At 61.0% G+C, this 12756-nt stretch carries 13 protein-coding genes; 8 read left to right on the forward strand and 5 right to left on the reverse strand.

The window, feature by feature from the left end; translation table 11 throughout:
- Positions 1–235: 235 nt before the first annotated feature.
- The 7 genes from IFT66_RS00465 (at position 236) to IFT66_RS00495 (ending at position 6474) form a co-directional block, all read left to right on the forward strand.
- Positions 236–2137, forward strand: coding sequence for a potassium transporter Kup (locus IFT66_RS00465; RefSeq protein ID WP_174195716.1), 1902 nt, complete (start codon positions 236–238; stop codon positions 2135–2137).
- A 239-nt stretch (positions 2138–2376) separates the two neighbouring features.
- Positions 2377–3552 carry a cell wall hydrolase gene (locus IFT66_RS00470; RefSeq protein ID WP_062453690.1) on the forward strand — a complete coding sequence of 392 codons (1176 nt, stop codon included), beginning with the start codon at positions 2377–2379 and terminating at the stop codon, positions 3550–3552.
- Positions 3553–3794: 242 nt separating this feature from the next.
- Positions 3795–4148: an AtpZ/AtpI family protein gene (locus tag IFT66_RS00475; protein ID WP_062579350.1), complete on the forward strand. Its 354-nt coding sequence runs from the start codon at positions 3795–3797 to the stop codon at positions 4146–4148.
- Positions 4149–4211: 63 nt separating this feature from the next.
- On the forward strand, positions 4212–4964 hold the full coding sequence (locus IFT66_RS00480) for a F0F1 ATP synthase subunit A (RefSeq protein ID WP_192076500.1): 753 nt from the start codon (positions 4212–4214) through the stop codon (positions 4962–4964).
- A 67-nt stretch (positions 4965–5031) separates the two neighbouring features.
- Positions 5032–5259: a F0F1 ATP synthase subunit C gene (locus IFT66_RS00485; RefSeq protein ID WP_037087706.1), complete on the forward strand. Its 228-nt coding sequence runs from the start codon at positions 5032–5034 to the stop codon at positions 5257–5259.
- A gap of 80 nt (positions 5260–5339) precedes the next feature.
- Positions 5340–5984 carry a F0F1 ATP synthase subunit B gene (locus tag IFT66_RS00490; RefSeq protein WP_156466396.1) on the forward strand — a complete coding sequence of 215 codons (645 nt, stop codon included), beginning with the start codon at positions 5340–5342 and terminating at the stop codon, positions 5982–5984.
- A 4-nt stretch (positions 5985–5988) separates the two neighbouring features.
- A complete protein-coding gene (locus IFT66_RS00495; protein ID WP_062453686.1) occupies positions 5989–6474 on the forward strand; it encodes a F0F1 ATP synthase subunit B in 486 nt (161 codons plus the stop codon).
- Between the two features lie 52 nt (positions 6475–6526).
- Here IFT66_RS00495 and IFT66_RS00500 read toward each other — a convergent pair whose 3' ends face one another.
- Positions 6527–7237: a ribonuclease HII gene (locus IFT66_RS00500; RefSeq protein WP_192077099.1), complete on the reverse strand. Its 711-nt coding sequence runs from the start codon at positions 7235–7237 to the stop codon at positions 6527–6529.
- 240 nt (positions 7238–7477) lie between these two features.
- Positions 7478–8635, reverse strand: coding sequence for a PA0069 family radical SAM protein (locus IFT66_RS00505; RefSeq protein WP_192076501.1), 1158 nt, complete (start codon positions 8633–8635; stop codon positions 7478–7480).
- Between the two features lie 130 nt (positions 8636–8765).
- Between IFT66_RS00505 and IFT66_RS00510 the strand changes: the two genes are divergently transcribed.
- Complete coding sequence (locus IFT66_RS00510) at positions 8766–9296, forward strand: glycosyl transferase (protein ID WP_192076502.1); 531 nt, start codon at positions 8766–8768, stop codon at positions 9294–9296.
- Between the two features lie 9 nt (positions 9297–9305).
- On the opposite strand, the gene moaB is transcribed toward IFT66_RS00510, so the two are convergent.
- The 3 genes from moaB to IFT66_RS00525 are packed head-to-tail and all read right to left on the reverse strand — an operon-like array spanning position 9306 to position 12625.
- Positions 9306–9857 carry a molybdenum cofactor biosynthesis protein B gene (gene moaB, locus IFT66_RS00515; RefSeq protein WP_113165562.1) on the reverse strand — a complete coding sequence of 184 codons (552 nt, stop codon included), beginning with the start codon at positions 9855–9857 and terminating at the stop codon, positions 9306–9308.
- On the reverse strand, positions 9854–10771 hold the full coding sequence (locus IFT66_RS00520; protein WP_192076503.1) for a 4-(cytidine 5'-diphospho)-2-C-methyl-D-erythritol kinase: 918 nt from the start codon (positions 10769–10771) through the stop codon (positions 9854–9856). The genes moaB and IFT66_RS00520 overlap by 4 nt, the downstream gene beginning before the upstream one ends.
- Positions 10772–10789: 18 nt before the next feature.
- On the reverse strand, positions 10790–12625 hold the full coding sequence (locus IFT66_RS00525; RefSeq protein ID WP_192076504.1) for a tetratricopeptide repeat protein: 1836 nt from the start codon (positions 12623–12625) through the stop codon (positions 10790–10792).
- Positions 12626–12756: the final 131 nt, after the last annotated feature.

The following is a 12756-nucleotide window of genomic DNA, read 5'->3' on the forward strand; positions in this document are numbered from 1 at the left end:
ACACGGTCAGTGGCGGTCAATACTCTGAAATCGCCTCTCTTTTTGTTTCGAAATTGTTAAACATCGCCGCTAGACGTCTGCGGCGATAGTGAAAGCATGCAGTTGCAGCCCTTGCCTTGTGCAATTGCTGTCTTTATAGGCGCCTCCCGCCGGAGGGCGCTTCCTTGCTCTTCGCGGGCGGAGCGAAGTATCCGCATTTTTCCGTTGAAAGGCTGGCTCGAACGCCAGATGCCGAATGGGCCACCCAGCAGAACATAGTGCCGCCGAGAAAACCAAAGGACATGGGCTGTTCGCGCTTGCGCTCGGCTCTGTCGGTGTCGTCTATGGCGATATCGGCACGAGCCCGCTCTATGCCTTTCGCGAGGCGTTGAAGCCCGTCGCCCATGACGGCGTCACGCAGATGGAAATCATCAGCCTCATCTCGCTGATGATCTGGACGCTGACCATCATTGTCACCTTCAAATACGTTCTCTTCCTGCTGCGCGCCGATAACGATGGAGAGGGTGGCACGCTGTCGCTTCTGGCGCTCATGACCAAAGGAGCGTGCGGCCATCGGGCTGTCCTGATGCTGCTCGGGCTGATCGGCGCCGCGCTGTTTCTAGGCGATGCGATGATCACGCCGGCGCTGTCGGTCCTGTCTGCGGTGGAAGGCCTGAAATACGTATCACCGCATTTCGAAAGCGCCGTTCTGCCGATTTCGATTGCCATCCTGGTTGCGCTGTTTGCCATCCAGTCGAAGGGCACCGGCATGGTGGCGAAGTTCTTCGGACCGATCACCGCCGTCTGGTTTCTCGTGATGGGCGGCATCGGCCTGGTGCATATTTTCGACGACCTTAGTATTCTTGCCGCCTTCAATCCATTGCATGCCTTCCAGTTCATGAGCGAAGAAGGCTTTGCCGGCGTCGTCGTTCTCGGCGCCGTCTTCCTGACGGTGACCGGCGCGGAAGCACTTTACGCCGATCTCGGCCATTTCGGTCGCCGTCCCATCCAGTGGGCTTGGTTCGTTTTGGTCTTTCCGGCGCTGACGCTGAATTATCTCGGTCAGGGCGCCATGGTGCTGAGCCACCCCGAAGCGATGAGCGATCCGTTCTATCTGATGTTCCCGCAATGGGCGCTCGTTCCGGTCATCATTCTCGCCACCTGCGCCACCATCATCGCAAGCCAGGCTGTCATTACCGGCGCCTTCTCGCTGGTGCGCCAGGCGATCCATCTCGGCTATCTGCCGCGCATGCAGATCCTGTTCACCTCGGAAACCAATACCGGCCAGATCTTCCTGCCGGGCGTCAACACGCTGCTTCTGGTCGGCGTCATCGCGCTGGTTCTTGGTTTCGAGAGCTCCGATGCTCTGGCCACCGCCTACGGCATCTCGGTGACCGGCGCCATGGTGGTGACGACGCTGATGGCGTTCGAGTTCGTTCGGCTGAGATGGCGCTGGCCGCGTGTGCTGGCAACCCTTGTGCTAGCGCCGCTTCTGCTGCTCGAATTCGTTTTCCTGGGCGCCAATCTCTTGAAGATCCATGATGGCGGCTGGGTGCCGGTCATGATGGCGATCGGCTTTACCGTCGTCATGTGGACCTGGAAGCGGGGTGCTGCGATCCTGTTTGAAAAGACCCGCCGCATCGATGTGCCGCTGCAGACCTTTATTCCCATGGTGGAAAAGAAAAGCGATCATGCTCCGGTGTCCGTGCCAGGCGTCGCCATCTTCCTGACCGGTGATCCGCAGACAGCACCGGCGGCCTTGCTGCACAACATCAAGCACAATCACGTCCTGCATGCGAAGAACGTCATCCTGACCATCATCACGGTCAACAAGCCGCGCGTATCGATCGAGGATCGCTACCGGGTCGAGAAGCTGTCGGATCGGTTCACGGTCATCGAACTGCGCTTCGGCTTCATGCAATCGCACAATGTCTCGCAGTCGCTTGCCTATCTGAGAAAGACCGGCTTCAAGTTCGATATCATGTCGACGTCGTTCTATCTCGGCCGACGCAAGCTGGTACCGGACGCAGCCTCCGGCATGCCCATGTGGCAGGACCGGTTGTTTATCGCGCTCGCCAATGCCGCAACCGATCCGTCCGACTATTTCCACCTGCCGGCCAACCGCGTCGTCGAACTGGGTTCGCACGTCATCATCTGACGGAAAGGTCGCCCAAAACCCGCGTGGCATTTCGGACACGAGCCTCTGACGTTTAAGTGAAAATGCCCAAATCCCAGCGTTACAAGGGATTCTGTCTATAAGCGTTAACTGCTCATCAAGGTTAATGATTGATGTTTGACCCATCGATCAGTCATTGAGGTCCCTGGTTGACCTGCCTTGTGGAGTAGCCGGTTTTGCGTTCGAAGACCGTACAGCGTCGAAAGTCCTCTAAAGTGGCCATGCCGGCGGCTCGGACGAAGTCTCTTTTGCACCGCGCCCTGTCGCGCCGCGATATCTGGCTGGCGCCTGGCGTCCTTGGACTTGCTGCCTGGCTGGTGTTTCCAGCCGTTCCCGCACAAGGCGATCTCACCGATCTCCTCTCCGGCATCGATCGCGGCCGCGACCAGTGGCGCATGGTCATGACCAACTCGCCGGCCGGTTCTATTCATAACGCATCGCTTGCCTTTCCGGGTGGCGGTTCCGTGCTCGGCGGCGATGCCGGCATGACGCTGCCCGACGGTCGCCGCGTTGCATTCACCGGCAACGAGAAGTCAGGTGAGGACACGCCGGACGAAGACCGCGTCAACCGCGCGGAAAAGAAGAGCCGGATCGTAGCCGTCGAACAGATGCAGCCGCCGAAGGCCTTTTCGGCCGGGTCGATCCTCGAGCGTTCCAGCTCGCTGACCACGCCTGTGGATGCCAGCGATGAAATGACCGCCTTCGTCAAAGCCGAAGCCGACGACCAGCCGGTCGAGCTCGCCGAATTCTATTTCCGCAAGGACGAGGTAAAGGAGCCCGGTCTTCCTTCGATGCTCGCCGACCTCATCACCAACGAAAAGGCAGATGTGCTGGCAACCGCCTATGCACCGGCCAAGCCCGACTTCTCGCGTAAGTCACCCTTCGATGCGATCCTCGGCGCAAAGCCCGAAACCGGCCGCTTCATTCCGCCGATCGGCCCGGAAGACCACGCCTGGGCAGCAACGGCGCTGCCGGAAGAATCGTTTTCGCCCAAGCAGCAGCAATGCCTGGCCGCCGGAATCTATTTTGAAGCGCGCGGAGAAGAAGTGCGTGGCCAGGCAGCGGTCGCACAGGTTATTCTCAACCGCGTCCGCAATCCGCACTATCCGAAAAGCATCTGCGACGTCGTCTATCAGAACGAAGACTGGCGCAACCGCTGCCAGTTCTCCTTCGCCTGCGACAACATTCCGGACCGAATCCGCGCGCCGGATCATTTCGAAACAGCCCAGGAAGTTGCGATGGCGGTGACCGCCGGCAAGATCTGGTTGCCGGAAGTCGGCTCGGCCACTCACTACCACGCGGTCTACGTGCGTCCGAACTGGGCAAAGACCATGAAAAAGGTCGGACGCATCGGTCTGCACGTGTTTTACCGTACCTATGGTGGTGGTTGGAGCTGATAAACCCGGCCGATCTGTGAATATTCCCGCGAAGGTTTTGCCATGTTGCCGGGAATTCAGCGATAACCGCTTGAAATCGAAGCGTTAATTTCCCCTGAATCAAGGCCCGGCACCGCCTTGACTATAAGTCCTCTCAAAACTATGTTGCGCGCGACTTAGAAGCGGGCCGGAAGGCGCGAAACCCCGCTGGCTGCTGTTGCGGTTGGTCCGCTCCGAACAAGGGCGGATGGGAGGACGTGAGGATGGACAACCGCGAGGATGGTCTGGAAGAACGCCGAAAGCGTCTGTCCGCACAATTGGCGGATCGGAAGGCTGGTGACGCGGTAGAGGCGAAGCGGGAAGCGCAATCTGAAGAAAGTCGAAAGGGCATGGCCCTCGGCTTCAAGATTTCCTCCGAATTCATCTCGGCTGTCGCAGTCGGCGCCATTCTGGGCTATGGACTGGATTACTATGCCGGCACGTCGCCGTGGGGGATGATCATTCTTCTCCTTCTTGGTTTCTGCGCCGGTGTTCTGAACGTGCTTCGATCCGTGGGCAAGGTGGCCGAGCCGCCGCCCTTGCGGAAAAAAGGCAGCGGGGACGGGGCAGGGCACTAACAGGCTCGGTTTCGCAACACGAATTGAGCCGCCGGCATGGCGGCATATGAAAGAGGGTAAGCGGTGGCAAACGATCCGATCCATCAGTTCCAGATCAGCAAGATCGTCCCGATCGAGATCGGCGGTATCGACCTATCCTTTACCAATGCATCGCTGTTCATGACTGCTACGGTCGCCTGCGCAGCCGGCTTCCTGTATTTCGCATCGTCCGCCCGCAGCCTGATCCCGGGCCGCGCGCAGTCGGTCGCCGAAATGTCCTACCAGTTCATTGCCAACATGCTGCGCGAAGGCGCCGGCAGCCATGGCATGAAGTTCTTCCCGCTGGTCTTCTCGCTGTTCATGTTCGTCTTGACCGCGAACCTGCTCGGGATGTTCCCGTACTTCTTTACCGTCACCAGCCAGATCATCGTCACCTTCGCACTGGCTCTGCTGGTGGTCGGCACGGTCATCGTCTACGGCTTCTACAAGCATGGCCTCGGCTTCCTTCAGCTGTTCGTGCCAAGCGGTGTACCCGGCGCGCTTCTGCCGCTGGTCGTCGTCATCGAAGTCATCTCCTTCCTGTCCCGGCCGATCTCGCTCTCCGTTCGTCTTTTCGCGAACATGCTGGCCGGCCACATCACGCTGAAAGTGTTCGCGGGCTTTGTCAGCTCGCTTGGAGCACTCGGCGCACTCGGCATCGGCGGCGCCATGCTGCCGCTCGCCATGACGGTCGCCCTGACCGGTCTCGAATTCCTCGTTGCCTTCCTCCAGGCCTATGTCTTCGCGGTACTCACATGCATGTACCTGAACGACGCGGTCCATCCCGGCGGGCACTAAGAATAACTACCAAATTGGCGTCCTGAGGCGTCAGTCATCAGCCGCAAACCCATTCAAGGAGTTCATCATGGAAGCGGAAGCAGCAAAGTTCATCGGCGCAGGTCTGGCTTGCTTTGGCATGGCCGGCACGGCCCTCGGCCTCGGCAACATCTTCGGCAGCTACCTGTCGGGCGCCCTGCGCAACCCGTCTGCCGCTGACAGCCAGTTCGGCCGTCTGGTATTCGGTTTCGCCGTTACGGAAGCTCTGGGCATCTTTTCGCTGCTCGTAGCTCTCCTTCTCCTGTTCGTGGTCTAATACCAGACCTGGACTTCGGATCACGGTCGTTTCAAAGCGCACCGTGATCCTTCGCATTTGGAATTCACCCGGAGGTGATGATGTTCGTGACTTCGGCATATGCGCAGACCGCGCCGGCCGCTCCTGAAACGCCTGCAGCACCGGGCGCCGCACCGGCGGCCGAACCGCATGCTGCTCCGGCTGGCGAAGTGCATACCGAAACCGGTGTCGCCCACGACACGGAGCACAGTGGCGCGTTTCCGCCGCTCGACTCATCCCATTTCGCGTCGCAGCTTCTCTGGCTCGTCATCACGTTCGGCCTTTTCTATCTTCTGATGAAGAATGTGATCGTGCCGCGCGTTGGCGGGATCATCGAGGATCGCCACGATCGTATCGCCAAGGATCTCGAGGAAGCCGGCCGCGCCAAGGCGGAAGCCGACGCTGCCGTCGAGACCTATGAAAAGGAACTGGCTGCCGCCCGCGCCAAGTCGCACGGCATTGCCGAAGCGGCCCGCGAAGCCGCCAAGACCAAGGCTGCTGCCGACCGCAGCGCCATCGAAGCAGAACTGGCCGCAAAGCTCAGTGCAGCAGAAACCCGCATCGGCGAGATCAAGGACAAGGCTTTTGCTGAAGTCGGCCAGATCGCCGAAGAGACCGCATCCGCCATCGTCGATCTCATGATCGGCGGCAAGGCAAGCGGCGATGACATCAAGGCTGCCGTCGCGGCCGCCAAGACGGGGGCCTGATCGCATGGCATTCGACGCAACATTTTTCGCACTCGTTGGTCTCGTCATTTTCCTCGGCATCCTGATCTACATCAAGGTGCCGGGCATGATGGCAAAGTCGCTCGACGAACGCGCCGCCAACATCCGCAGCGAACTCGACGAAGCCAAGAAGCTTCGCGAAGAAGCCCAGGCGCTGCTGGCTGAATACCAGAAGAAGCGCAAGCAGGCCGAAGCCGACGCTGCCAGCATTGTGGCTTCCGCCGAACGCGAAGCCGCTGCCCTGACGGAAGAAGCCCGCCAGAAGACGGAAGAATTCGTCGCCCGCCGCAATGCGGTCTCCGAGCAGAAGATCAAGCAGGCGGAAGCCGATGCCGTGAGCGCCGTTCGCGCCGCCGCCGTCGACCTCGCCATCGCTGCCGCCGAAAGCGTCATCGCCCGCAAGGCCGATGCAGCAACGCAGGAAGCCCTGTTCAGAGACGCCGTCGGTACGGTTCAAACGCGCCTGAACTAAGCTTCAGATAAATGAATTAAGAAAAGGCCGGGCGAAAGCTCGGCCTTTTGCGTTATGGGGTGAGGGTAATGTCCGAGGCCTGGAGATCGGCGAGATCGTCTTCCGGCAGCGGATCTTTCCGCATCGGACGAAAGCTCATCCGGTGGAGCGGGCAGGGGCCGTGGCTCGTAATGCCGTCGCGGTGCTGCTTGGTGGCGTATCCGACATGCTTGGCAAAGCCATAGGCCGGAAAAACGGTGCATGCGCGACCCATCATCCGGTCGCGGGTGACTTTCGCCACGATCGAGGCCGCGGCGATGGAGACCGAACGGCTGTCACCCTTGATCACCGCCTTGCCGGGGCATGAAAGGCCTGGCGGCATGTCGCGGCCGTCGGTGAGGATATAGGCCGGCTTGATATTCAGTCCGATCACCGCACGCCGCATGGCGTCGAGACTGGCGCGCAGGATGTTGCGCTCGTCGATGAGGCGCGGACCAGACGATGCAATCGACACATGCGCCGTCGCCATGATCATCGCAAACAGCGCCTCGCGCTGCTTCAGGCTGAGCTTCTTGGAATCGTTGAGACCGGGCGGAATGTTGTCGGGATCGAGAATCACGGCGGCGGCCACAACCGGACCCGCCAGCGGCCCGCGGCCTGCCTCGTCGGTGCCAGCCACCGGCCAATGACCGGCATTCCGCGCCATCAGCTCTAGGCTGAAATCCGGAACGAATGGCGTATCGTCAAACAATGTCGGAGAATCGGGCGGCGTGCGAAGCAACATGGCGGCAGTTTCGCACGCCCGCCCGACCTCCGGCAACCCCCGGACAACGAGTGCGGCGTCGTTGCCCACCATCGGGGGCGCCCTTTCGGGATGATGGTGGGAACCGGGGGTCTTTCGGCAGGTGATATGCGGGAACCGTGCCGAAATTCGAAATTAATCGACCTGAATGAAAGCCGCTGTAACTATGGCGACGTCATCAGGCCGTTTCGCAGGGACGACGGGTGCCCCTGCAGGCCAAACTCAAAGCAGCGAAAGCTGAATGCCCGCGCCATTCGGACGAACAAACAGATCGTCCCTGAGCGGCATGCCCCGACGCGTCATGCCGAGCCGCTTCGTTGCCATCTCGAAGCGTCGCCCGATCTGCCAGGCGTAAGGACCGGTGCCCTTCATCCGCTTGCCGAACTCGGCGTCGTAATCCTTGCCGTCCCGCATCGAACGAACGAGCGACATCACATGCCGGTAGCGGTTCGGGTAATGCTGCAGCAGCCAGTCGCGGAACAGCGGCGCCACTTCCAGCGGCAGACGTAAGAGCACGTAACTCGCCTCCGTTGCGCCAGCAGCGTGCCCCGCTTCCAGAAGCCGCTCGATCTCGTGGTCGTTCAGCGCCGGAATGATCGGCGAGGTGAACACAGCTGTCGGTATGCCAGCGTCCGAGAACGCTTTGATCGCCTCGAGCCGTTTGGCGGGCGTCGACGCGCGCGGCTCCATGCTGCGGGCAAGCTTGCGGTCGAGGGTGGTTAGCGATATCGCGACCTTGGCGAGGCCCTTCGACGCCATGTCGGAAAGAATGTCGATGTCGCGGGTGACCAGCGACGATTTGGTGACGATTGTTACGGGATGGTTGGCCTTCTGCAGGACTTCAAGGATCTGGCGCATGACGCGCCATTCCCGTTCGATCGGCTGGTAGGGATCGGTATTGGTGCCGATCGCAATCGCCCGGACCTTGTAATCGGACCGGCTCAGTTCGCGCTCCAGAAGCTTCGGCACGTCAGGCTTGGCAAACAGTTTCGATTCGAAATCCAGCCCGGGCGAAAGCCCCATGAAACTGTGGCTCGGCCGCGCGAAGCAGTAGATGCAGCCATGCTCGCAGCCGCGGTAGGGGTTGATCGAGCGGTCGAAGGGAATATCGGGAGAATCGTTGCGGGTAATCGCCGTGCGCGGCTTTTCCACCTGCACCTCGGTCCTGAACGGTTCGAGCTCCTCGATCGTCTGCCAGCCATCGTCGAAAGCCTCGCGACGCTCCCCCTCGAAGCGCCCGGAAGGGTTCAAGCCGGCGCCACGACCGCGCCGGCGATCCCCCTCGATCCGGAGGCCGGAGGTCTTCACCAATGCATCGGCAATATCAGCCGTATGAGCAGGCGCGAATGCGTCCTGCCGCAAATGGGACAGCTCGTTCATGGGGCACTCCTGACGGGAAAAATTCCCGTTCTCGAATGACAAGATTCCTATCGCGACATTGAGAACAATGCAAGAACAAACTCGCAAAGGATTTGTGGCAATCCGTTGTACAATGCGCTAGACATTGAAAATGCTGACTGTTTTGTTGGAATGCCGGGATCAGGAAGCCGAGCTCGCGCAGACGTTGTCCGTCCTTGTTTCCGCCGCGGTGGAGGGGTTGGTCAGCGATGTCGTGGTGCTCGATCACAACTCGCGCGACGGGTCCTCCCGTGTCGCGGATGCCGCCGGCTGTCGTTTCCACAGCTCCTGGGATATCGTCGATATCCTGCACAAGGCGCGCGCCGAATGGCTGCTTCTGCTGGAGCCCGGAGCGCGTCTCCAGGCCGGCTGGATCGACGAGGTGATGGAATATCTGGCGCTCAACCGTCAGCCCGTGCGGTTCTCGCCTTCGCGAACCTACCGCAAGCCGTTCCTTACAAGGATCGTCCGTTCAGTCCCGCCGCTCGAGCAGGGGCTGATCCTGCCGAAGCGCGAAGCCGTCGCGCTCGCAAAGTCCGGCATGGGTCTCGTGGATGTCGCCAAGGCTGTGACGTCAGCCGCAAAGCCGTCGAGACTAGTGAGCGAGATGATCCCAGCGTGGGTTGCCGCGTCCGCGCGATAAATCAGACCGTTACTTGCCCGATCCGCGCCGCAGATGCTCGTCCAGCCGCGGCATGATCTCGATGAAGTTGCAGGGCATGTGGCGGTAGTCCAGCTGCGCTTTCAGGATGCCGTCCCAGGCATCCTTGCAGGCACCGGGAGAGCCTGGCAGCACGAAGATGAAGGTTGCATTGGCAACGCCGCCGGTTGCCCGCGACTGGATCGTCGAGGTGCCGATCTTGTCGTAGGAAATCCGGTGAAACACCTCGGAAAACCCGTCCATCTTCTTGTCGAACAGCGGCTCCAGCGCTTCCGGCGTCACGTCGCGGCCGGTAAAGCCGGTTCCTCCGGTGGTGATGACCACGTCGACCTCAGGGTCGAGCGTCCATTCGCGCACCTGGCCCGCAATACGGTCCTTGTCGTCGGGCACGATGGCGCGTGCCCCAAGCCTGTGACCGGCCTCCGCGATACGGGCAACCAGCGTATCGCCGGATTTGTCGTCCGCTATAGTCCGGGTATCCGACACGGTCAGTACCGCGATCGAAATAGGAATGAACTCGCGCGTTTCGGCGATCTTGCTCATGGCTTTGCTCCGACGGTTTCGACCGCTTCGAAATACCAGTCCGGCTTCAGGGCGGTCAGCGCCTGCGCTGCGGCTTCCGCGTCTGTCTTCGAAGGGAACACACCGAAACAGGTCGCTCCGGATCCGGACATGCGCACCAGCTCGGCACCTTGCGCTGCGATCATCGCGGAGAGTTCCTCGATCTCAGGGATGAGCGCGCAAGCCGGCGGCTCCAGGTCGTTGCGAAGCGTTTTCAGGTAAGGCAGCCAGCCGCCTGCATCGGTCGGCGTCGGCGGCAAGGCCTCGTTTTCCTTGTCCACCAGTAGCTTGAAAATCTCAGGCGTCGAGACGCTGATCAGCGGGTTGGCGAGCACGAGGGAAAGGGACGGCATGGTCGGCAGCGTTTCAAGCCTTTCGCCGATCCCCTCGGCCAGAACGGCAGCCCCCGTCAGGCACATGGGCACGTCGGCCCCCAGCGAAAGGCCAAGCGCCAAAAGGGCTGCTTCCGGTATCTCCGCATTCCACAGCCGGAACAGGCCGCGAAGCGTGGCCGCCGCATCGGCCGACCCGCCTCCGATCCCGGCCGCGATCGGTAGTTTCTTCTCGAGGTGGATTGAAACGGGAGGCGCCGGAAAGCCGTTGGAAACCAGCTGCTGGCGAAAGAGATCGCGCGCCTTGATCACGAGATTGCCAGCCTGACCCGCATCGTCATTTGAAAGCTCGGACGCAAAGCGGCCGGAAACGGAAAACTCATCCGCTTCCGAGAGCGTGAAGGTCAGCTCGTCACCCAGATCGGCGAAGGTGACGACGCTTTCCAGCAGGTGGAACCCGTCATAGCGAAGCCCCACGACATGCAGGCCAAGATTGATCTTCGCAGGCGCAAGTTCCGTCAGGGCCACCTCTGCGGCGGCGTCTTGCGTATCGGATATGGTCATGCTGGAAAGCCCGCTTTATCAGGATTTCTTGTCGGGATTGGCAGGTGCCGGCGGGGCAGGCGGCACTGGTGCTGCCTGGCCGCGATCGGCCGTCGTCGCGTTCGGATCGAGCGGCGGCAGGCCGTTGGCGATCTTTTCCTTGACCATTTCCTTGTTGACGTCCTCGCCTTCGGAGATCAGCGTCCGGTTCCACTGGTAGACCGCTTCCAGCTTGCGGCCGACACGCCAGTAGGCATCGCCCAGATGGTCGTTGATCGTCGCATCGCCGGCGCGCAGCTGCACTGCGCGTTCCAGTTCGGTCACGGCTTCGTCGAACTTGCCGAGGCGGAAATAGGCCCATCCCAGCGAATCGACGATATAGCCATCGTCCGGCCGCGCATCGACTGCCTTGCGGATCATGTCGAGGCCTTCGGCAAGGTTGAGGTTGAGGTCGACAAGCGAATAGCCGAGATAATTCAGAACCTGCGGCTGCTCGGGGTTGAGCTCCAGGGCCCGACGGAAATTCGGCTCGGCCTTGTCGAACTGCTTCAGGCGTTCATAGGAAATGCCGCGCTGGAAGAACACGGTCCAGTCGCCCGGCTTCGGCACGGAGCCGATCATTTCGACAGCCTTGTCGTAATTGGCGGCCATCGCCTTGTAGTCCTTGGCTTCGGAGAGCACGCTGCCATAGGCGATATAGCTGCGGATGTCGGCCGGATCCGAATCGATCAGCGCCTTCAGATGGCTCTTTGCCTCGTCGACCTTGCCGGTATCGGACAGGGTGATGCCCAGCTGCAGTTCGGAAATCCGGCGCATCGGGCTGTCGGCCGGCACCTTTGCATAAAGCTCGATGGCGCGTTGCGGCTGTTCCATCTTCTCGGCAATGCCGCCGAGCAGGATTAGCGTGTCGGCGCTCTTCGGGTCCATTGCATGGGAGATCTGCAGGTAGAGACCGACCATATCCTCGGCGCCCTGGCGGTTCAGCGCGCCGCCGATCGAAAACAGCACGCCGGCCGCGCCTTCGGCAGCGTTGGTGATCTGCTGCTCGGGCTTCTCGCCCTTTTCAATGCTCTGGCGAAGCGCCTTCAGTGGCGCATAGTTGCTTATCATCTGGTCGCCGACCGAAATCGCGTCGAGCGCCTTCTGCTTGTTGCCGGCAGCGGCTTCAAGACGGGCAAGCGCCATGATGGCGCGCATGAACGTATCGGGCGCTGTCGCAACCGCTTCCTGGTTGGTAATGGCGGTGGTCAGATATTTGCGTGCACTGGCCGTGTCGCCGGAAACCAGCGCCATGGCGCCAAGATGATAGTCCGTAAACACCTTGAACCAGTCGGGCCCCTTGAGGCCGGCAATAGTCGAGATCGCCTGACGGCCGCGGCCTGCGCCGACATCCGCCCACGCCATCATCATCTGGTGGGTCAGCCGGTCAAGATCGTTCGGGCCGGTATAGGCAAGCGTCTTCTTGGCGGCATCGAAGCGCTTGTCGCGGATCGCATCCAGCCCCCGCACGATGCGGGTGATGCGCTCGACGCCGGCATCGTCCTTCAGCCTCTCCGCTTCGCTCAAGCCGCCTTCGAAATCGCCGCTCAGAAACAGCGAAATCATCAGCCGTTCGCGGATTTCAAGGTTGGCCGCATCAAAGGACAGCGCCTTGCGATAGAGCGCAATCGCGTTCGCGTAATCATGGTCGACATCGGCGGTGCGGGCAGCGAGGAACGCGCCCGAAAACGACTGCGCGTCGCTGGCATCAAATTTCACGCTCTCCGCGGCGGCCGGCTTCGCCTCTGGCGTCGCCGCTTGCGCTGCACCGGCGAGCATGAGAACGGCTGCGAGCGCTGCGCTGGAAAGCAGACGGAGGCTGTATTTCTGCCGCATAAAAAGAATGCCTTTCGTGGTGGGCCTTGAGCAGGCGACGCTTTGACGGTGGCAAATCGCCACCATCCCGCGCCAATTGAGTCATGACAGAATGGCTTTTTTGAAGCATGTCCGCAAGGAATTCTCCGGCA

This window comes from Rhizobium sp. CFBP 13726, from assembly GCF_014841925.1.
In the GTDB taxonomy this organism is placed as follows: domain Bacteria; phylum Pseudomonadota; class Alphaproteobacteria; order Rhizobiales; family Rhizobiaceae; genus Neorhizobium; species Neorhizobium soli.